The sequence below is a fragment of the Pantoea sp. X-Soil-YNGN-775 genome, assembly GCF_059730575.1.
Genome location: NZ_AP035945.1, coordinates 28,878 through 48,735, shown reverse-complemented (window position 1 = coordinate 48,735; position 19,858 = coordinate 28,878). Strand labels below are relative to the sequence as shown.

General features: G+C 58.4%; 18 protein-coding genes. 7 read left to right on the top strand and 11 right to left on the bottom strand.

From position 1 onward, the window contains the following. Positions 1–8 precede the first annotated feature (8 nt). On the bottom strand, positions 9–1,475 hold the full coding sequence (locus AC6I8I_RS00215) for a hypothetical protein (protein WP_497828218.1): 1,467 nt from the start codon (positions 1,473–1,475) through the stop codon (positions 9–11). Positions 1,476–1,702: 227 nt separating this feature from the next. Between AC6I8I_RS00215 and AC6I8I_RS00210 the strand changes: the two genes are divergently transcribed. Beyond that, positions 1,703–3,154 carry an aminotransferase-like domain-containing protein gene (locus AC6I8I_RS00210; RefSeq protein WP_312054903.1) on the top strand — a complete coding sequence of 484 codons (1,452 nt, stop codon included), beginning with the start codon at positions 1,703–1,705 and terminating at the stop codon, positions 3,152–3,154. Here the strand turns inward: AC6I8I_RS00210 and AC6I8I_RS00205 are convergent. The 9 genes from AC6I8I_RS00205 to AC6I8I_RS00165 form a co-directional block, all read right to left on the bottom strand. Next, positions 3,151–4,401 (bottom strand): valine--pyruvate transaminase, encoded by a 1,251-nt coding sequence (locus AC6I8I_RS00205; protein ID WP_312054905.1) that lies wholly within the window; start codon positions 4,399–4,401, stop codon positions 3,151–3,153. The two genes, AC6I8I_RS00210 and AC6I8I_RS00205, sit on opposite strands and share 4 nt — an antisense overlap. 81 nt (positions 4,402–4,482) lie before the next feature. Next, a complete protein-coding gene (gene ghrB / locus AC6I8I_RS00200; RefSeq protein ID WP_312054907.1) occupies positions 4,483–5,457 on the bottom strand; it encodes a glyoxylate/hydroxypyruvate reductase GhrB in 975 nt (324 codons plus the stop codon). Between the two features lie 83 nt (positions 5,458–5,540). Then, the gene (locus tag AC6I8I_RS00195; protein ID WP_312054909.1) at positions 5,541–6,824 is read right to left on the bottom strand and encodes an MFS transporter; all 1,284 of its coding nucleotides are present in this window, start codon (positions 6,822–6,824) and stop codon (positions 5,541–5,543) included. Between the two features lie 33 nt (positions 6,825–6,857). Then, a complete protein-coding gene (locus AC6I8I_RS00190; RefSeq protein WP_031376140.1) occupies positions 6,858–7,811 on the bottom strand; it encodes a sugar kinase in 954 nt (317 codons plus the stop codon). A 9-nt stretch (positions 7,812–7,820) separates the two neighbouring features. Continuing rightward, a complete protein-coding gene (locus AC6I8I_RS00185; RefSeq protein ID WP_312759168.1) occupies positions 7,821–8,567 on the bottom strand; it encodes a sugar phosphate isomerase/epimerase in 747 nt (248 codons plus the stop codon). A gap of 138 nt (positions 8,568–8,705) precedes the next feature. Next, positions 8,706–9,731 (bottom strand): LacI family DNA-binding transcriptional regulator, encoded by a 1,026-nt coding sequence (locus AC6I8I_RS00180; protein WP_312054914.1) that lies wholly within the window; start codon positions 9,729–9,731, stop codon positions 8,706–8,708. A 72-nt stretch (positions 9,732–9,803) separates the two neighbouring features. Beyond that, a complete protein-coding gene (locus AC6I8I_RS00175; protein ID WP_497819492.1) occupies positions 9,804–10,790 on the bottom strand; it encodes a LacI family DNA-binding transcriptional regulator in 987 nt (328 codons plus the stop codon). Positions 10,791–10,938: 148 nt separating this feature from the next. Next, positions 10,939–11,601 carry an OmpA family lipoprotein gene (locus AC6I8I_RS00170; protein ID WP_312054918.1) on the bottom strand — a complete coding sequence of 221 codons (663 nt, stop codon included), beginning with the start codon at positions 11,599–11,601 and terminating at the stop codon, positions 10,939–10,941. Positions 11,602–11,716: 115 nt separating this feature from the next. After that, positions 11,717–12,277 carry a DNA-3-methyladenine glycosylase I gene (locus AC6I8I_RS00165; protein ID WP_312054920.1) on the bottom strand — a complete coding sequence of 187 codons (561 nt, stop codon included), beginning with the start codon at positions 12,275–12,277 and terminating at the stop codon, positions 11,717–11,719. 182 nt (positions 12,278–12,459) lie between these two features. On the opposite strand from AC6I8I_RS00165, the gene AC6I8I_RS00160 reads away from it, so the two are divergent. The 6 genes from AC6I8I_RS00160 (at position 12,460) to AC6I8I_RS00135 (ending at position 18,265) form a co-directional block, all read left to right on the top strand. Continuing rightward, positions 12,460–13,158: an autotransporter gene (locus AC6I8I_RS00160; RefSeq protein ID WP_312054922.1), complete on the top strand. Its 699-nt coding sequence runs from the start codon at positions 12,460–12,462 to the stop codon at positions 13,156–13,158. A gap of 76 nt (positions 13,159–13,234) precedes the next feature. Further along, entirely contained in the window at positions 13,235–13,912 is a 678-nt protein-coding gene (locus AC6I8I_RS00155; RefSeq protein ID WP_312759164.1) for a hypothetical protein, read from the top strand. Positions 13,913–14,019: 107 nt separating this feature from the next. Further along, positions 14,020–14,556: a primosomal protein DnaT gene (gene dnaT / locus AC6I8I_RS00150; RefSeq protein WP_312759160.1), complete on the top strand. Its 537-nt coding sequence runs from the start codon at positions 14,020–14,022 to the stop codon at positions 14,554–14,556. Continuing rightward, complete coding sequence (dnaC, locus tag AC6I8I_RS00145) at positions 14,556–15,296, top strand: replicative helicase loader DnaC (RefSeq protein ID WP_312054927.1); 741 nt, start codon at positions 14,556–14,558, stop codon at positions 15,294–15,296. Before dnaT ends, dnaC begins: the two co-directional genes overlap by 1 nt. 195 nt (positions 15,297–15,491) lie before the next feature. Next, positions 15,492–17,003 carry a sodium:solute symporter family protein gene (locus tag AC6I8I_RS00140; RefSeq protein ID WP_312054929.1) on the top strand — a complete coding sequence of 504 codons (1,512 nt, stop codon included), beginning with the start codon at positions 15,492–15,494 and terminating at the stop codon, positions 17,001–17,003. Between the two features lie 128 nt (positions 17,004–17,131). Further along, the gene (locus AC6I8I_RS00135) at positions 17,132–18,265 is read left to right on the top strand and encodes an ROK family protein (RefSeq protein ID WP_312054931.1); all 1,134 of its coding nucleotides are present in this window, start codon (positions 17,132–17,134) and stop codon (positions 18,263–18,265) included. A 32-nt stretch (positions 18,266–18,297) separates the two neighbouring features. Here AC6I8I_RS00135 and AC6I8I_RS00130 read toward each other — a convergent pair whose 3' ends face one another. Further along, entirely contained in the window at positions 18,298–19,749 is a 1,452-nt protein-coding gene (locus tag AC6I8I_RS00130; protein ID WP_312054933.1) for a sugar porter family MFS transporter, read from the bottom strand. Positions 19,750–19,858 lie beyond the last annotated feature (109 nt).

Here is a 19,858-nt window from a genome sequence, read left to right as displayed (position 1 = left end):
TTACCGGACTAACGTCCGGAAATGACTTCAGTCACGGTGTCGTTCAGCTCACCGTGGTTAACCTGAATCACCGCTTTATGGGGATCAAAACGCAGTACGCGCGACAGCGGATCGGCGCTCTTGCCGTCCAGCAACGAACTGACCGGGTTGCTCTGCCAGCAGTGACGCATCTGCGTCAGCGTCATGCCGGAAAGCTGGGTTAACTGCTGCGCCAGCGTGCTATCTTCGCTGCGCTGTTCAAGGAGATCGCGGATCGCTGCCTCATCCAGCGCAATCTGCTGGCGGGTCAGCCACTGGCTAAGCTGTTGCCCGTGGGCGAGGAACGGTGAGTAAATCATGCAGATCAGCTGCTCTTCACTGAGACCGAACGCCTCAATAGCGAAGGTCGCTGCCCGCTGACGCTGCTGCTGGATCGCCGCGTCATCCTGATACCGCGCCGCCATTTCGTCGATCAGCTGCGGCGGGAAATCCTTCTTCACCATTAAGCCGAGGGCAAAGCGCACATATTCGCGGATCCCTTCGGCGTAGTTGCGCTGCAGCAGCGTTTCCGCCCGCAGCCCGCGCAGATGGGCCATTAAGGTCGGATTGCCGCAGTCTGACTCGGAGAAGCTGAACATCAGCTCATCGAAACGGAAGCGCATAAATTCACTGAGCAGCGCCCAGTGCGCGCCCGCTTCATAGGCGGTGTCCTGATAGATATTGAAAAACAGCGGATCGCGCGCTAACTGATGGGTAATGCGGTGCGCTGGCGTCAGCTGATCGGCACCGTAGATATCGCTGAAATAGCGTTCGGCGACGCCATCCAGCGTCTGCAGGAAACCGCTAAAGCCGCGGCTTTTATCCGCCACCGGCGCGTCGAACAGCCGCGACAGATGGCGCGCCCAGGCAACATAGGCTGCCTGCTCCTGCGGCGAGTCGCCGGTGATGATCACATCCACGCCACCGTCGTAATCCGCCGCCAGACCAAATGAGTTGACCATGCTGAGGTTGCAGGCGTTGCAGAAGGTCGAGCGCGCATCGGCGCGAAACCGGTGGCCATTCATCAGCACATCGTTGCGATTCTGCTGCCGCACCGCCTCTGGCATTGGCAGATGCCGGGCGTAAGGACGAATCTGTAACCCATCCACCACCAGACATTCAGCCAGCGGATCGTCATGCATCGCCAGCGATTGATAAACCCGGTTGATGTTCTCCATCACGCTGTCGTTCATCGCCGCATGACGATTGGTGCTGACGCGCAGGCGAAAGGTGGCACCGCGCTGCTGCCAGATGATGCCCTGAATATAGCGGACATAGGCCACCACGTAGCTGCTGTCTTTCCCACCGCCATAGGCGAGCAGAACACGGTTATTTTCCAGCTGCTGGCGATCGGGTAACGCCGCCAGCAGACGGTCAGAACAGCGCTGTGCTGAGTCGATGATGGCCGGCGAAAGGTAGCCCTGAATCTCCTTCATCATGGTGGACAGATTATTCATTTTTCACTTTTTCCTTACGCGAATAGAATCACTCAACCGCCTGAACGCCTGATGTCGCAACCGGCGGCCTGCGCGGATGACGATGACGCCCGGCATACCTCTCAGACGCACAATCGCCATGGCGACAGGTCCGTTTAGCGTCATGAATAATTAAGAGATGCAGGCTAAAGTACTTTGAATGTACTCTGTTGAATATGCACAGATCAGCGCGATATGGGGTGGTACAGATGGCCGAAGTTGTCGGGGAACAGGAGAGTCAGAACAGTCGTTACCGCCAGATAGCCGAACAGATCAAGCAGGCGATTCATGCCGGTACGCTGGCACCCGACAGCCGCCTGCCGTCGGTGCGTACCCTGGCGACGCAGTACAACGTCAGCCTCACGACCGCCCTGAAAACATTACGTACGCTGGAGGATGAGCGTTACGCCGTCGCCCGGCCGAAGTCGGGCTTTTTTGTGGCGCCGCAACGGCACCGACCGCGACAGCTGCCTGCCGTCAGCGAACAGCCGCGTGCCATCGCCCCGCTCGACGAACAGACTGAGCTGCATCTGGCGATGCTCGGTTCAGACTGCCGGGTGCGTCTCGATCTGGCGAACGGCGACAGCGCGCTCTATCCGGTGAAGAAGCTCGGCTTGCTGATGCGCCAGATGGGCTACAGCAAGCCCGCCCTGCTGGGCAACACGGTGAAAGGCACCGGCTACGCGCCGTTAAAAGTCGAAATCGCCCGCCGGGCGGTCGATTACGGCTGCAATATCAGCACCGACGATATCCTGATCACCAACGGCTGTATCGAAGCTATCTCCCTGTCGCTGCGCGCCACCACCCAGCCTGGTGACGTGGTGGCGGTCGAGTCGCCCTGCTATTTCGTGCTGCTGCAAATGCTGCATAACCTCAATCTGCGGGTGATTGAAGTCGAGGCCGGGCCGGAAGGCTATGTCAATGTGGCGAAGCTGACCGGGCTGTTTCAGCGCAAGGCGGTGCGGGTGTTTCTGACTCTGTGCAACATTAATAATCCGCTGGGGAAAAGCATTCCTAACGAGCAGAAAGCCTATATTGCCCGGCAGGCGGATGAAAATGATGTGGTGATCATTGAGGACGATATTTTTGGCGATACCGCCTTTGGTGAGCGCCGCCCTTTCCCGATGCGCGCCTTCAGCCCGAATGCCATTCTGTGCAGTGGTTTCTCCAAAACGGTGGCTCCTGGCATCCGCATCGGCTGGGTCCACAGCGTCAACTACATGCGCAAAATCGCCTCGCTGAAATATACCTCGACCATGGGCACCTCGGTGTTGTCGCAGGCGGCGGTCGCTGAGCTGCTGCGCAGCGGAGGCTATGACGCGCATCTGCGCAAACTGCGGCGCGAGCTGGCGCGGCAAATCAGCGCCATGCGTCAGTCGGTGCTGCGGGAATTCCCGGCCGGAACCCGGGTTTCGGATCCCGAAGGCGGCTATGTGTTATGGGTAGAAATGCCCGCGCAGGCGCTGAACGTGCGCGCACTGTTTCTTAAAGCGCGGAATGCAGGTATTGGCATTGCGCCCGGCCATATTTTTGCCACCGATCAGCGCTATGACCACTGTTTCCGGCTTAATGCCGGTTTCGGCTGGAATGACGAGGTTGAACAGGCAATACGACAGCTGGCGCAGTGGTGCCAGCTGTCATTAACCGAGCCGCAGGATTAGGCGTCGCGCCAGGCGGTCTCAATCTCTTCGGCCAGAATCTGCACCGCCCGCTCGATATTCTCCGCATCCGGCACGTAGTTCATGCGCATGCATTGATGGGTGTGCGGCCATTCATGTTCCAGTCCCGGAAAGAAAAAGTGGCCCGGCACCATCAGTACGCCGCGCGCTTTCAACCGCTGGTAAAGCGTCTCAGTGCTGATCGGCAGGTCGCGGAACCACAGCCAGAGGAAAATCGCCCCTTCCGGTTTGTGGATCAGGCAGCGCTCTTCCGACAGATAACGACGCAGGATAGCGATGGTCTGCTGCACCTTCTGCTGATAAAACGGCTTAATCACCTGTTCTGACAGGCGCAACAGATCGCCACGGCGGATCATCTCACCGGCAATCGCCGGGCCGATGCTGCCGGGTGCCAGGCTGATGATGCCGTTCATGTTGCTCAGCGCCCCGATGGTTTTCTCATCGGCGATAATAATGCCGCAGCGCGCACCTGGCAGGCCAAGCTTCGACAGGCTCATACAGAGAATAATGTTGGGATTCCACAGCGGGCGGACCTCGCTGAAGATAATGCCGGGAAACGGCACGCCGTAGGCGTTGTCGATCAACAGCGGAACGTCGTGCTGCTGCGCCAGTGCATCCAGCTGCAGCAGCTCATCGTCGGTGATCACGTTGCCGGTCGGGTTGGTCGGACGCGACACGCAGATCAGCCCGATATCCTCTTTCATCGGCAGATGTTCGAAATCGACGTGATATTTGAACTGGCCGGCCGGCAGCAGTTCAATGTTCGGTTTGGCCGAGACAAACATGCCCTCTTCCAGCCCGGCATCGGCATAGCCGAGATACTCCGGTGCCAGCGGGAACAGCACGCGCTTTTTGCTGCCGTCGGCCCGGCGGCCGGCAAACAGGTTAAACAGATAGAAGAAGGCACTCTGGCTGCCATTAGTCAACGCAATGTTCTGTGCGCCGATCGGCCAGCCCAGCTGGTCGCGCAGCAGTTCTGCCAGCGCCTCCAGCAGTGTTGCTTTGCCACGCGGGCCATCGTAATTGCAGAGCGCCTCGCTGAGCTTGCCTTCCTCGTGCATCTGCTGCAGCAGTTGCTGAAAGTAGTCGTTCATGGCCGGGATTTGCGCCGGATTGCCGCCACCCAGCATGATGGTGCCGGGCGTACGCAAGCCTGCGCCCATATCTTCCATCAGCCGTGAGATGCCGGAATGTTGGGTAAATTTGTCGCCGAACTGAGAAAAGGACATAGCGGTTAAAAATTTGTGATAACGAATCGGGGGTCCACCATAACGCCCGCCACCGGCGGGCGCAATGGGAAGGCGCAGGGATTACTTCAGCGCCTGCGGGTTAACACAGTTTTTATCGACCTTGCCGCTGAGCGCAGCGATCAGATTATCCACGGCATCCAGCATCATGCCGTAGCGGGTTTCGTGAGTCGCGGAACCGATGTGCGGCAGCGTCACCACGTTGGGCAGCGACAGCAGCGGAGAATCGGCCGGCAGCGGCTCTTTCTCGAACACATCCAGTCCGGCGGCGTGCAGTTTTCCCGCCTGCAGAGCCGCGATCAGCGCGTTCTCATCCACCACCGGCCCGCGACCGGCGTTGATCAGCACCGCTTCCGGCTTCATCAGGGCAATTTGCTCTGCCCCGATCAGATGATGGGTCTGTTCAGTCAGCGGCAGGCTGATGCAGACAAAGTCGCTCTGCTTCAGCAGCGTCTCCAGTTCGCAGCGCTCTGCGCCAAATCGCGTCTGCGCTTCCTGATGCTCACGGCGCGCGTTATAGAGGATTTTCATGCCAAAGCCAAAGTGGGCGCGCTGGGCCAGCGCCATGCCGATGCGGCCCATACCGAGGATGCCCAGCGTTTTATGGTGCACATCGATGCCAAAACGCTCCGGACCGATGCTTTTCTGCCAGTTGCCCGCTTTTACCCAGGCGTCCAGCTCCGGCACCCGACGCGCGGTGCTCAGCACCAGCGCCATGATGGTATCGGCGACGGTTTCCGTCAGCACGGTCGGGGTGTGCATCAGCACCACCTGACGCTGATTCAGCGCCTCGACGTCAAAGTTGTCATACCCGACTGAGACGCTGGAGCAGGCGCGCAGTTTTGGCATTTTCGCCAGCAGTTCGCCATTCACTTTCCCGCCCGATCCCAGCAGGCCTTCGGCCTGGGCCAGCGCCGCAGCGTGTTGCTGCTGGCTGGCGGGTGACAGATCGCTGATTTCAGTGACTTCGGCATGCGCCGCCAGGCGCGCGCGCAAATCGTCGGGCAGTTTTTTATACAGAATCACAGCGGGTTTCATTCGGTGGCTCCCGGTCATTAAATAAGTGACGGGCGGCGCGCAGGCCGCCCGGAAAATGCGGGCTAACGTCTGGGTTTACGCATTCAGGCGTGTTTCGCCCCGTGCAGCGGTGGCGTCGTCTTGTTCTGCGCCGGTTTGACAATCAGCGTCAGCCACACCGACACCAGCAGCGCCGATCCCATAAAAATATAGGACGCTGACGGACTGCCGGTCGCACCATTAAGATAGCCGACAATCCACGATCCGATAAACGAGCCGAGCGCGCCCATACTGTTGATCAGCGCCATCGCCCCGCCGGAAACATTGCGCGGCAGCATCTCTGGAATAATGGCGAAGAACGGGCCGTAAGGGGCATACATCGCCGCACCGGCAATCACTAACAGGGTGTAGGAGAGCCAGAAGTTGCCCGATCCCACCAGATAAGAGCCGAGGAATGCCAGCGCGCCGATCAGCAGCAGTGGCCAGACAAACAGCTTACGATTTTGCGTTTTATCAGAGGCCCACGAGACCACTACCATCGCAATGGTCGCCGCCAGATACGGCACCGCTGACAGCCAGCCGGCTTCAACCATTCCCATCTGGGTACCGTTACGCAGAATCGAGGGCAGCCACAGCACGAAGCCGTAAACGCCAATGCTCCAGGCAAAATATTGCAGGCAAAGAATAATCACGTTGCGGTTACGGAACGCTTCACTGTAGTTACGCACCGCTTTGATATTGTCCTGCTCTTTTTGCAGTTCCGCCTGCAGTGCGGCTTTCTCTGCATCACTCATCCAGCGCGCCTGTGCCGGTTTGTCCTGCACCATAAACCACCAGGCGATGGCCCAGACAACCGCCGGGATCCCTTCGAAAATGAACATTTCACGCCAGCCGAAGGATTCGATCAGGTAGCCCGATACCACCGACATCCACAGCACCGTCACCGGGTTACCGAGGATCAGAAAGGTATTGGCGCGTGACCGTTCAGATTTGGTAAACCAGTTACTGATGTAGATCAGCATGGCTGGCATCACCGCCGCTTCGACCACCCCGAGAATAAAGCGAATCGCCGCCAGCATTGGAATATTGCTGACCACGCCGGTCAGCGAGGCACAGCCGCCCCACAGGATCAGGCACCAGAAAATCAGTTTTTTGACGCTGCGGCGTTCGGCGTAGATCGCCCCAGGAATCTGGAAGAAGAAGTAGCCGAGGAAGAACAGCGCACCCAGCAGAGAGGACATGCCTTTGGTAATGCCGAGATCGTCGTTTATCCCCGCCGCCGAAGCAAAGCTAAAATTAGCGCGGTCGAGATAGGCCAGGCTGTAGGTGATAAACACGATGGGCATGATGAACCACCAGCGTTTTGGCGCAATTGTCTGCGTTTTCATCGGGAACTCCTGTGTCAATATGTGAGGCGCGGGCTATGCGTCGCCGAGTTGCTGACGCGTCGGCAGACCTTCGCTGTCGCCAATCACCTGAATCGCCATCGAACCAATTTTGTTGCCGCGCTGAATCGCCTGCGGCAGGCTCAGACCTTCCAGCAGCGCACTGATCACGCCAACGGCAAAACCGTCGCCAGCGCCCACGGTGTCCACCACGTTATCGACTTTGATCGCGGCAACCTGACCTTTTTCGCCGCTGGCGGTTTTATACCAGGCGCCGTCACAGCCGGTTTTAATCACCACCGCTTTCACCCCTTTATCGAGGTAGAAGTCGGCAATCGCTTCCGGCTGACGATAACCGGTCAGAATCAGTCCCTCTTTCTCGCCAGGCAGCACCCAGTCGGCGTACTCCGCCAGCAGATTAAGCTGGGTACGCATCTCCTCTTCGCTGCGCCACAGCACTGGCCGCAGGTTAGGATCGAACGAGATGGTTTTGCCGCGCGCACGCATCTCTTTTGCCGCATGTTTCAGCAGCGCCAGCGAACTGTCGGAGAGCGCAGCCGCCACGCCGCTCAGGTGCAGATGGCGTGCCGATCCAAAATAGTCGGCGTCGAAATCGTCTACTGACAGATGGCTGGCGGCCGAGCCTTTACGGAAATACTCCACCAGCGGATCGGAGCCATCATCCACTTTGGATTTAAGCTGGAAACCGGTCGGATAACGGTTATCGACCGTCACCTGGCGATGATCAATGCCCTCTTTCTCCAGCTGCTGGCAGATAAAGCGCCCAAAGGCGTCATCCCCGACGCGGCTGACCCAGCCGGTTTTAAGGCCGAGACGCGCCAGGCCAGTCGCCACATTCAGTTCAGCCCCTGCCGCACGTTTAACGAAGGTTTCCGCGGCGGCCAGGTCGCCGGTTTCACGGGCGATAAACATCGCCATCGCTTCCCCGATAGTGACAACATCAAGCGTACCGTTGTGATGCGTAGTCATCTTCACTCCTCAAACGTTGCGCAGCAGCGACACATAGTGCCGCGTGACCGCTATCAGGTCTTCGCCTTCCAGCGGAAACTCAATCCCGCGTGGTGCCGTGGCGGGCAGCTGTTGCAGCAGAGTCCGCCAGCCGTTATCAGCCTCATCCAGCGCGATTGCCCGGTAGCTGTCATGATGCGGGATCGCCGCTTTCACATGGATATAACCGACCTGTGCCGCCAGCTGTTGCGCAGCCTGGGCGGCATCTTCGCCGGTCCAGCACCAGTTGCCCATATCAAAGGTCATGCTGATCGGCAATCCGGCCGCGCGGACCGCCGCGAAAAACTGCACGCTGACGGCGAGTTTGCCGTGTTCGGTCTGATCGTTTTCCACCGTCAGCGACAGTGGCTGGGCAGCCAGCAGTGACGACAATGACGCCGGAAGCGTGCCGGTGAAGTGACCCAACGCCAGCTTGAGACGCTGGGCGTTTAACTGGCGTGCTTCTTCAAAGTAGTGAGTTATGCGCGGATTTACGTCACCGTCGTCACAAAACAGCGTATCCGGTACCGAATAACTGGCGTGCAGCTGATGCTGCGCCACCGCAGCGGCCAGGGCAGGCAGATCGGCCAGCGTGGCCTGATCACACAGTTCGCGACGGATTTCAACGCCGTCAGCGCCCGCCTGCTGAATGATCGGCAGCAGTGCCGTCTGACCGCCAAGAGCGGCGATCTGCGAATGGCCGTAAGCGGCGGTGACCACGATAATGTCAGGCTTCATGTTGTGCTCCATCGAGGCGTTCGCCTTAAGTTCTGTAAAAACCCTAGATGGAACCGGTTCCAAAGCAAAGCAGCAAACGATGAATTTATGATCGTGCTCACGAAGCGAGCACGGAGTGGACGCGTAAAAGTCTGAAAATTAGCGCAGAGGCTGGCTGGAACCGCGAACGATCAGTTCGCCAGAGAAGACCTGTTCGGCGACCGGCAGATCGCTGCTTTCGATACGTGCAATCACCCTTTGCAGCGCGCTGTAACCGATCTGCCAGGTAGGCTGTTTCAGCGTGGTGATCCCGACGCCTGCCAGCGCGGCCCACTCCAGTTCGTCGAAGCCAAGCAGGCCGATATCGCTGCCCCACTGCAGATTGATCCGCTGCAGCGATCGCGCCACCTGCAACGTCAGCGCGCCGTTGGCCACCATCACCGCGCTGCGTTTGCCGGCGTGACGCTGATGAAAGGCGCGCAGCGCCTGATCGAGCGCGGCGGGTTGATGCAGCGGCAGCTCCGCATTCTCATGCTGCACCTGCGGATAGGCCGTCAACAGCTGGCGGAAAGCCTGCAAACGCTCACGTCGGGTGTTGACGCTGCCCAGCGGCTCACTCAGAAACAGCAAGGCTTCGTAACCGTTATCGACCAGATGACGTGTCGCCGTCTCCGCCGCTTCGGCATTATTCAGCCCCACCACGTCGCAGGGAAAATCGGGAATTTTGCGGTCAATCAGCACCATCGGCAGCAAAGATTGCTGCAGATGGCTCAGTACTTCTTCACGCATCCCCACCGCATTCACCACGATGCCCTCTACCTGATAGCTGCTCAGCAGCTGCAGATAGTGCTGCTCCAGGTCCACTTCGTTGTTGGTGTTACACATCAGCAGGGTGAAACCCTGCTCGCGGCAGGCGGCTTCAATGCCACTCATCACATCAACCGAATAGGGATTGGTGATGTCGGCGATGATCAGCCCAATCAGGCGGGTGCGGCCGCGCTTCAGGCCGCGCGCCATCTGGCTGGGGCGATAGCTGAGATCGGCAATAGCCTGCTCAATCCGGGCTTTAAGATCGGCTGAAAGAAGATGCAACTCACCATTGAGGTAGCGTGAAACGCTGGTTTTTCCGGTTCGTGCCGCGTGAGCAACATCGCTGATGGTGGCGCGAGGCGGCCTGATTTTCATGAAATATCCTGCAAAAGTAGAAACCAGGCAGAGACTAGCACAGCCGCGTCCAGTCGCAAAAAGCCCCCGACGCTACAGCGACGGCGGCAATTGCAGCCATGGCTGCCACAACGTCTGTAATTGCCGCGGCGGCGTGCCCTTCAGCAGCTGTAATACCATCTCTGCCAGCTGCTCGCCGACCTGATGCTGCGCCGCCTGACGTATGGTGATAATGGGATGATCGAGAATCGCATCGCGCGGCAGGCCATCCCAGCCGATCAGCGTAATAGCCTGCTTGCCTGCTGCCCGTCCGGCCTGTTGCAGCGCCACCATCGCCCCTTCTGCTAACGGGCCGCAGTCCGTAATAATCGCGTCGGGCGGATTTTCCGCTGCCAGCCAGGCACAGGTCTGCTGGTAGCCGGCGCGGCGCGAAGCGGGCATTGCGGCCTGTGCATAAGGCGCCAGGGTGCCCAGCGCATCCAGATAGCCCTGGCGACGATCGCGAATCCGGCTGCTGTTTTCGTTGCTGCCGAGCCAGGCAATCTTCTCTCTGCCCTGTGACAGACAATAGGCAACCGCCAGCTGCGAACCGGCCGCGTGGTCGACATCAAACCAGGCATAATCTTGTGGCAAATCGCTGCGGCCCAGCGCCAGAAAACGAAAATCGGTTTGCAGCAGATACGCCAGTCGCCGGTCCTGCGGGGTGATATGGGTGACGATGATGGCATCGACCGCGCGGCTGCGCAGCAGACGGGTTAGCAGTGGCTGGCTCTGCGGCTTATCCGCCAGCAGCAGCAGATCGATTTCGTGGTGGGCAAGCCGTTGATCCAGCGCCAACAGCATCTCACTGAGGTGACCGTCGCTCAGCGGCGGCGCGCTGACCGGATAGACCAGACCGACCGCATTGGCACGTCCGGTTTTCAGACGGCGGGCGGCAGCATTGGGCCGGTAGCCGCGACGCTGCGCTTCTTCCTCAATCCGTTTACGGGTTTCCTGCGCGACATCTTCGTAACCATTGAGCGCGCGGCTGACCGTGGTGACAGAAAGTCCTAATGCCGCTGCTATCGCTTTAAGTGACATAAGAGATGACTCACTGATCAAATTTTGATCAGACTAACATAAAGCCTGAAGTGGCTCTATCTGCAGATGCCTTACTGGAAGCTTTAAAACGAGCATTTACAGAAAATGACAGCGAGATGAATGCGCCCCCGGACGGGGGCGACAGCGATTAACCAAGCGGGCTGAGGGTAATTTCAACGCGACGGTTTTGCGCTTTTCCGGCTTCGGTACTGTTGCTGGCGACCGGATTATCCGGCCCTGCGCCCTGCGTCCGCAGACGATTGCTGGCGACACCCTGCACAATCAGCGCGCTGGCGACACTGTCGGCACGCTGCTGTGACAGACGCATATTCAGCGCGCGCGTTCCGGTGCTGTCGGTGTAACCGACCACGTTTACTGCGGTTTTTGGATACTCTTTTAGCACCATTGAAACGCCAGTCAGCGTATTCGCGCCCGCTGGCTTCAGATTGCTGCTGTTGGAGTCGAACGTCACGTTGTTCGGCATGTTGAGGACGATATTATCGCCTTCACGGGTCACGCTGACGCCGGTACCGCGCATCTTGTCTCGCAGCTTCGCTTCCTGCACATCCATGTAGTAACCGACACCGCCACCCAGCGCCGCACCACCGGCTGCGCCAATCAACGCCCCTTTACCGCGATCCTTCTTCGATGAGGAGAGCACACCCACGCCGGCACCCACTAAGGCACCCAGACCGGCACCCACGCCTGACTTACCCGCCTGCGATTCGCCGGTGTAAGGATTGGTGGTACAGCCAGACAGGGCCAGACTTCCACTTAATAACACGGTAATCGCAACTAATTTCTTCTGCATTTTTCTTCCCTTACGTTCGACACACAGGGGAAAACTGTCCCCATAAGCGGCACGATTATGCCGCGTAAAAGTGAGGAAAGGGGTGGGGAAAGTCTTAATTTTTCAGGAATCGCGCTTAAAGATTGTCAGGATGGCAAAAACAGCTGGTCTGATGATCGTTTATCAGCCCGCAGGCCTGCATAAAGGAATAACAGATTGTCGGGCCGATGAATTTAAAACCACGCTGCTTAAGCGCTTTAGAGAGCGCGATAGCGTGCTCTGAGGTGGTGGGTGCCAGCTTGTAGTCAGGATAATGATGGACAATTTGCGCATTATCGACAAATTGCCAGACGAAGCGCGCAAAATCCTCCCCTTTTGCTTCCATCGCCAGCAGCGCGCGCGCATTAGCGATAATAGCGGCGATTTTGCCTGAATGACGAATAATGCCGCTGTTGTGCATCAGCGCCTCAACCTCCGGCTGATCCATTAAGGCAATCGCCTGTGGATCAAAATGGTGAAACGCCGCACGGTAATTCTGTCGCTTTTTCAATACGGTGATCCAGGATAATCCCGCCTGCTGCCCTTCCAGGCAGAGCATCTCAAACAGCGCGCGCTTGTCGGTTTGCGCCACGCCCCATTCGGTATCGTGGTATGCCAGATAGAGGGGATCCTGGGTCACCCAGCCACATCGTTGCATTATCTGATTCCTTTTCGCGGAAATATTTTATCGGGCCGCTTGATCTTAGGAACAACCGGTTAATAGTTAAACAACTAACGGCTATACGACGATGGGTTATATAACGACGGGTAAAACAAGATCGCAAACCGGTGGTTAATCCAGCTTCCCCGGGAATAACTTCAGCCCCGACTGGAGATCGTATGTTGCAGAAAAGTGGGTGGAGAGGCCAGCGCTATCGAATCCGCGGCTGGTGTGGTGCAGCACTGTTACTGTTGGCGCAACCGACCTTTGCCTGGGGCGGCGACTTTGCTGCGCCCGCGATAATCAGCCCACAGCCCGACTACAACACCATTCTGGCAGAGAAAATTTCCCGCACCTCGCTCGACTTCAGTGACGAAAATCGCGCCCTGTTCGAGGCCGCGCTTAATTCTCCGGCTGCGCTGCCGGTGGAGCTGCACAGTGAAACCGGCATCGTCGGCAGCACGCCGCTGGGAAAACGCTATCGCGCCGGGGTCGATCTGCCGGTCGGCGAGTCATTCACTACCGGTCCCGTAGCGCAATATGCGGTCGATCCGCCGCAGATAAACTGTCTGCAGTGCGATTACAGCGATCAGCAGAGCCGTGAGCAGATTGCCAGCGTCGGCTGGCGTGTCGATATGCAGCAGGGATGGATTATGCCGTGGGCCCAGCTCAGCTATAGCCATCCCGTGGCGGAATCACCACAGAACGATCGGCGTGACCCGGTGAATTCACAGCAGGAGAGCGGCATCGACCTCAGCGTCGGTGCGCAGCTGCCGCTGAACAGTAATCTGGCAGCTTTCGCCGCGTTTTCACAAAACAGTGCGCTGAATGGTGATGAGCCGTTGCTGTATAGCCTCGGCATCAGCGCCAGCTTCTGAGCGGGGGCATAAAAAGAGAAAGGGCGCAGAGCGTTTAAAATATAATGAGTTTGCTAATCATTATACTGGTAACACTATGCGCAACGATTTGACAATTATTGGCCGTGAAATGACGGTCTTCATACTGGCAGCACTCTTTCTCGCTCTGATGATATTGCCCATCTATATTGATGTGGCCTGGATGAATGATGCGTTGCACGAGACTTCCTTTACTGAAACCACCCAGGAAATCATGCTGGCGGTGATTGCCGCCCTGTTCTTCATTGCCGCCCAGCGCCGTCCGGCGCAGCGCGGCGCGCTGACCTTAGTGGCGGGCTTCTATAGCTGCATGCTGATTCGCGAACTCGACTTTGTGTTTGATACCATCCAGCACGGCAGCTGGATCTGGTTTGCGCTGGCAGTGACTGCCGGATGTCTTGCGGTTGCGCTGCGGACGCCGAAAAAGACTCTGCACGCGCTGGCCAGGCTGCTGCAGCACCGTAGCTGGCCGGTGATGGCCTCCGGCTTTCTGGTGGTGCTGGTCTTTTCCCGTCTGTTTGGCATCCATGCGCTGTGGCAGCACCTGATGCTGGGCGATTATAACCGTGTGGTTAAAAACATGGCGGAAGAGGGAACCGAACTGCTGGGTTACGGACTGTGCTGGCTGGCCTCGGTGCGCTATTTATGGCAAACCCGCCCGGTTGCCGTTGCCGTCAGTGCGACCCAGCCCGCTTCCGTCCGTCACGCAACCTCCCCGGTGACCTCTCACTCATAATGGTCGCGCTTTTTGAGCGATCCGCAACGTTAAAAAAGGTACAATAAACACTTCTGCGTCGGCGGCACGGCCCCGGCGCAAGGTGTTCGTTAACCTCAGGTCTTTTCATGTCAGTCAAAATCTTAACTTCAACGCTCATTGGCCTGGATGCCTTCCGTCAGGACCCGCTGACCGCGCTGCAACAGGCGGAAAACGGTACGCTGGCGGTGTTAGAGGATTACGCGCCGGTGATGTACGCCATCACCCCGGCGCGTCTGGCGCAGTTACTGGCGCTGGAAGCCGCTGCCCGCCAGCCGAATGATGTGGCGCTCGATGACAGCCTGTATGACGATGCGCCTGCGGCAATCTCTGCGCCGGTCGGCAAGTTCGCCATGTACGCGGGCTGGCAGCCAGATGCGGATTTTACCCGCCAGGCCGCCATCTGGGGCGTGGCGCTCAGCGAACCGGTTACCGCCACCGAGCTGGCCGCTTTTGTCGCCTACTGGCAGGCAGAAGGCCGGCTGTTTCACCATGTTCAGTGGCAACAAAAGCTGGCGCGAAGCATCCAGATGAACCGTGCCGCCAACGGCGGGCAACCGAAGCGCGATATCACTCAAATCAGCAGTACTGACTACGATATTCCCGATGGTTTCCGAGGTGAATAATGAAAACGCCAAACGACCTTTTTAGTCGCCTGAAAAGAATGATGCCAGCAGGTACCCGACCAAAGTTCACTAATGGTGAAGAACTTCTGGCCTGGAACCAGGAACAAGGCCGTTTACGCTCTGAAGCCATCGTGCGTGAAAATCGCGCCATGAAAATGCAGCGCATTATGGGCCGATCCGGTATTCGCGAACTGCATATTAACTGTTCTTTCGACAACTACCGTGTCGAAAATGAAGGTCAGCGTAAGGCACTGGAACAAGCGCGACAGTATGCGGCCGAATTCGAGGATAGCATCGCCAGCTTTGTCTTTTCGGGCCGCCCCGGCACCGGTAAAAACCATCTGGCGGCGGCGATTGGCAACGACCTGATCCTGCGCGGTAAAAGCGTGCTGATTGTGACGGTCGCCGACCTGATGTCGAGCATGAAGGGTACCTTCAGCGGCAGCAGCGGCATTACCGAAGAGCGGCTGATTCAGGATCTCAGCAGCGTTGACCTGCTGGTGATTGATGAGATCGGCATGCAAAGCGAATCCCGCTATGAAAAAGTGATCATCAACCAGATTGTCGATCGCCGCTCCTCGTCGAAGCGCCCGACTGGCATGTTAACCAACCTTAATCCCAATGAAATGAACACCCTGCTTGGCGAACGCGTCATGGACCGGATGCGCCTCGGCAACAGTCTGTGGGTACGTTTCGACTGGGAAAGCTACCGCAGCCGGGTGCGCGGCGACGAATATTAATACCCTGCCCGCTACGGCGGGCAGCCTGCTGTCTTGCCCGCCGGGCTACCCACACGACTGAGTGCCGCCTCTGCCCTTAGCCTGCGTAACGCCGCCGGACCGATTCGTATTTAGTCATTCTGCTGTTGGTCCGCCTTCCGCGCTGCGCCGTGCCGCCGGATTGTCGGACAGGCGCGTGACCCGGTGGAGCCCGCCATGAACCTGCTCGATTACGCTGTAATAGCGCTCTACGCGCTGATGATTGTGCTGATCACGCTGTGGGCGATGCGCAGGGTCGGCAATACCCGTGACTTCTTTACGGCTGGAGGCCGGATGCCCTGGTGGCTCTCCGGCATTTCCCATCATATGTCTGGCTACAGCGCCGCGGTTTTTGTTGCCTACGGCGCGGTGGCCTACAACATGGGCATTACCATCTGGTTCTGGTGGGCGCTGCCCATTTCGCTGGCGGTGTTGATTGGCTCCTCGCTATTTGCCCCGCGCTGGGCCAGGCTGCGTCGTTATATGCAGATTGAATCCCCCACCGAGTATCTGCTGACCCGCTATAACCTGCCGACCCAGATGGTGCTGGCGTGCAGCGGTGTACTGCTGAAAACGGTGGATGTCGGAGCCAAATGGGCCGCCATTGCGGTGATTATCAACGTCTTCACCGGCCTCGATCCGCTGATCGGCATTTGTATTGCAGGCGGATTAAGTCTGTTTTACAGCGTGATCGGCGGCCTGTGGGCCGATGCCTGCAACGATTTTGGCCAGTTTATCGTGCAGTTTGTCGCTGCCATTGTGATGCTGGTGGCGGTAGCGCTGCAGCTCGGCGGCTTCGGCGCGCTGTTGACTATCTGGGATCGGCTACCGGCCAGCCACCTGCAGATAGTGCAGGGCCCTTACACCACCGGCTTTATCTTTGCCTACCTGCTGATCTACACCCTGAGCTACAACGGCGGCACCTGGAATCTGGCACAGCGGTTTATTGCCGCACCGGACGGACGCGAAGCGCGCAAAGCGGCACTGCTCTCTGCCGCCCTCTACCTGATCTGGCCGCTGGTGCTGTTCTGGCCGATGTGGGCTGCGCCGCTGCTGTTTCCCGATCTGGCCGACCCATCACGCGCCTGGTCACTGATGGCGATGCAGCTACTGCCCAACGGGCTGATCGGGCTGATGCTGGTGGCGATGTTCACCCATACGCTCTCCATGACCTCTTCTGACGCCAACGCTATTACGGCGGTGGTGACCCGCGATATTCTGCCTGCCCTCTGGCCGCGCGCCTTCCCACGGGGCCAGAGTTCGCTGCGGGTGGCGCGGTGCACCACCTTTCTGTTTATTATCACCACCCTGGTTATCGCCCTGAATGCCAGCCGGTTCGGCGGCGTACTGTCGCTACTGGTTATCTGGTTTGGCGGGCTGGTCGGGCCGATTTCGATTCCGATGCTGCTGGGTCTGCTGCCCGCTTTCCGTCGCTCTGGCAGCACCGCGGCGCTGGTCAGCTGGGCGGCAGGCGTCGGGACCTTCTTTTGCGTGCGGCTTGTCATTGACGATGCCAGCCTGGCGACCCAGGTGGCGGCACCGGTATTGTCCTCGCTGTTGCTGTTTACCCTGCTCGGCTGGCTGCGTCGCTCGCCGGTCAGCCCGCAGGTCGAGGTGCTGCTAAGCGCGCTTAATCAGGATCGAGCGACCCCGCCGGACGCTGGCTGGCGGCATAAAACCCTGAGTTGAGCCGGTCAGACAGCGGCCGGTCAGCCGGATCTCGCCTGGTTGTGTGAAATAGCACGCAAAAGTGTGGGATGACGAATACGTACAGGCTGATACACTGAATTCTTTCTCCTCTGTGGGGTGGATTCGCCATGAAAGCGAACGGAAAAGGACCCGCGTTACTGCGACTTAACAACCAAAAGCGGGTCATGACGCAGTTGCGAAAACTGCGCATCACCTCGCGCCAGGATCTGGCCCAGACCTTATCGCTCAGCAAAAATACCGTCTCATTGATCATTGATGATTTGCTGGAGCAGGAACTCATTGAGGAGCTGGGACCGGTCAGCGTGGCAGCGGCTGGACGCCCGAAAATCGAGATTACCCTGCGGCCGGAGAAGCTAAAGAGCGCAGGCGTGATGGTGGAACGCAATGTGATTCACTGGCGGGTCTGCGACTACTTTTCTCAGGTACTGGCCGAACAGACGCTGCGTACCGACACTGAAAACCCGACCCGCCTGCTGGCCGAACTGGCGATGCTGTGTCGTGAGCTGGCCGAACGCTACCCCGATTTGCTGGGGATCGGCCTCGGCTTTCCCGGCATCGTTGATCCCCGGCGCGGCTGGATGCATCTCTCATCGCACCTCGACTGGCAGGATGTCGATCTGCTGACCGTGCTGCGTAAGCATGTACGGCTGCCGATCCGCATCATGAATAACGTGAAGGCCGCAGCGCTGCTGGCAGTACAGCAGCGTGGGCTCTCCGTCGACAGCGGCCACTTTTATCTGCGTATCTCAGAAGGGATTGGTGGGGCGCTGGTGCAGCACGGCGAAGTTTTTACCGGTCACAGCTGGACCGCGGGTGAAGCGGGCCACCTGACCGTTCAGCCTGACGGCCCGCGCTGCAGCTGCGGCAGACGGGGTTGTCTTGAGGCGTTGATTAGCCAGCCGGCAGTAAAACAGCAGCTGGCGCAGCGCCAGCCCGGGCTGAGCTGGCAGAACCGCGACAGCGCGCCACGGGTAGTGGATGAGGTGATGGCGCAGGCCGGCAGCTATCTGGGCGCGGCCCTGAGTCAGATCATGCTGCTGCTCAATCCGGCGACCATCATGATCGATTGTCCGTGGAGCGTCAGCCCGGCCTTCTGTAAGGCGGTGCGCGATACCGCCCAGGCCTGCACCCTCGCCTTTACCGCCGCTCATACCCAGCTGCTTTTCCTTGAAAACCGCATCGATCCGGCCAACGGGCTGGCGCTGGCGGTGATTGAGCAGACCGAGCAGCGGGTCGGTTAACCTCCCAGACAAGGCAGCCTGCGCTGCCTTTTTTATGATCGGACGTCACTGACCGGCGCGCTAACCGCCTCGTTCGCTTCGCGTGGGTCGATATTAAACTGCTCCAGTACGCGCGCGTGGATTTTCTCCAGCGGCATCCCGGCCGTTTCCGGCAGGTAACGGAAGGTGAAAAAGTACATGCCGAGCGAAAACAGCGCGAACAGCAGCAGCGGGAAGCCGCCGTGGAACATTTCCAGCAGCACGGTGTTGCTGTTGAGGATCGGGAAAGTGGTGCTGATAATAAAGTTCGCCACCGACATGGCGCAGATTGAGATGCCGACGCAGATGGATCGGATTTCGGTAGGGAACAGCTCCCCCAGCACGGTCCAGACAATCTGTCCCCAGGTCATACCAAAGAACACCATATAGGCAAATAATCCCACCACCGCCAGCAGACCCGGCAGGCGGTAATAGAACGCGATAAAGGTGTAGGCGAGGAAAATGGCCGAGGTGATCGCTCCCAGCAGCAATAGCTTACGCCGTCCGACCTTATCGATCAGCGCCATCCCCAGCAGCACGCCGACAAACTGGCAGACTGACAGCCAGAATGTCTGCAGTAGCGCCGAATCGGTGCTGCCGGAGACATTTTTCAGCAGCGTCGGGCCGAAATACTGAATCACGTTGATGCCGCTGATCTGATTACCCACCGCCAGACCAACACCGATGATTAACAGCGGCAGCGTGGTTTTATTCAGGCGGAAACGGGCCTTATGGCGGCTGGCGGCTTCATCAGAAAACGAGTGCTTAATTTCGTTGAATACGCTCTCAGCGTGCGCCGGATCAGAGATTTTGCTCAGGGTATCCAGCGCCTCTTTGTCTTTGCCTTTCAGCACGTTCCAGCGGGGAGATTCCGGAATAAAGGCAATAAAAAAGATGAACAGCGCACAGGGCACCAGCGCGGTAGCCAGAATGTAACGCCAGCCGATATCCACCATCGCTTCGGGCAACATCGATTTGTTAATGAAGTAGTTAGTCAGCAGTACCACCGATTGACCGCCGACGCAGCAGACAGCGTAGAGGGCGCTGGTGCGGCCGCGAAACTTCGACGGCGACAGCTCCGCCAGATAAATCGGCGAGATCACCGACGCCAGGCCAATCGCCAGACCACCCAGGATACGGAACGCGACAAAGGTGAAAAAGTTATGGGCGATTGCGGTGCCAACCACCGAGGCAGTAAACAGCAGCGCAGTAATCGCGAGCGATTTTTTGCGGCCGAATTTATCGCTGAGCTTTGGCGCAATAAAACAGCCGACCAGGCTGCCCAGCAGAATGTTTGATACCGCCCAGCCGGTTTCTGCCGGGGTGAGCTGAAAATAGTCACTGAGCGGTTCGATTGCGCCGGAGATAATCGACGAGTCATAGCCCATCAGCAGACCGCCAAAGGCGGCGACGGTGCAACAGAGCATGACATATTTCATGTTGTAGCGTTTTTGCCGGGTTTCCATTTTTCAGGCTCCTGTTCTCTACAGCCTGAACCGAAACGGTTCAGAAAGAGGGGGGCATAGTTGTCAGAGGTTTACGAGCTTCAGCGATCAAGCACCAGTGAAATATATT

Bases quoted from the DNA above. Each gene is read 5' to 3' on its own strand.
- AC6I8I_RS00190 (WP_031376140.1), bottom strand. From the start codon at position 7,811: ATGACTACGCATCACAACGGTACGCTTGATGTTGTCACTATCGGGGAA.
- AC6I8I_RS00160 (WP_312054922.1), top strand. From the start codon at position 12,460: ATGTTGCAGAAAAGTGGGTGGAGAGGCCAGCGCTATCGAATCCGCGGC.
- AC6I8I_RS00195 (WP_312054909.1), bottom strand. From the start codon at position 6,824: ATGAAAACGCAGACAATTGCGCCAAAACGCTGGTGGTTCATCATGCCC.
- AC6I8I_RS00180 (WP_312054914.1), bottom strand. From the start codon at position 9,731: ATGAAAATCAGGCCGCCTCGCGCCACCATCAGCGATGTTGCTCACGCG.
- AC6I8I_RS00130 (WP_312054933.1), bottom strand. From the start codon at position 19,749: ATGGAAACCCGGCAAAAACGCTACAACATGAAATATGTCATGCTCTGT.
- AC6I8I_RS00185 (WP_312759168.1), bottom strand. From the start codon at position 8,567: ATGAAGCCTGACATTATCGTGGTCACCGCCGCTTACGGCCATTCGCAG.
- AC6I8I_RS00205 (WP_312054905.1), bottom strand. From the start codon at position 4,401: ATGTCCTTTTCTCAGTTCGGCGACAAATTTACCCAACATTCCGGCATC.
- AC6I8I_RS00175 (WP_497819492.1), bottom strand. From the start codon at position 10,790: ATGTCACTTAAAGCGATAGCAGCGGCATTAGGACTTTCTGTCACCACG.
- AC6I8I_RS00215 (WP_497828218.1), bottom strand. From the start codon at position 1,475: ATGAATAATCTGTCCACCATGATGAAGGAGATTCAGGGCTACCTTTCG.
- dnaC (WP_312054927.1), top strand. From the start codon at position 14,556: ATGAAAACGCCAAACGACCTTTTTAGTCGCCTGAAAAGAATGATGCCA.
- AC6I8I_RS00135 (WP_312054931.1), top strand. From the start codon at position 17,132: ATGAAAGCGAACGGAAAAGGACCCGCGTTACTGCGACTTAACAACCAA.
- AC6I8I_RS00155 (WP_312759164.1), top strand. From the start codon at position 13,235: ATGCGCAACGATTTGACAATTATTGGCCGTGAAATGACGGTCTTCATA.
- AC6I8I_RS00170 (WP_312054918.1), bottom strand. From the start codon at position 11,601: ATGCAGAAGAAATTAGTTGCGATTACCGTGTTATTAAGTGGAAGTCTG.
- AC6I8I_RS00140 (WP_312054929.1), top strand. From the start codon at position 15,492: ATGAACCTGCTCGATTACGCTGTAATAGCGCTCTACGCGCTGATGATT.
- ghrB (WP_312054907.1), bottom strand. From the start codon at position 5,457: ATGAAACCCGCTGTGATTCTGTATAAAAAACTGCCCGACGATTTGCGC.
- dnaT (WP_312759160.1), top strand. From the start codon at position 14,020: ATGTCAGTCAAAATCTTAACTTCAACGCTCATTGGCCTGGATGCCTTC.
- AC6I8I_RS00210 (WP_312054903.1), top strand. From the start codon at position 1,703: ATGGCCGAAGTTGTCGGGGAACAGGAGAGTCAGAACAGTCGTTACCGC.
- AC6I8I_RS00165 (WP_312054920.1), bottom strand. From the start codon at position 12,277: ATGCAACGATGTGGCTGGGTGACCCAGGATCCCCTCTATCTGGCATAC.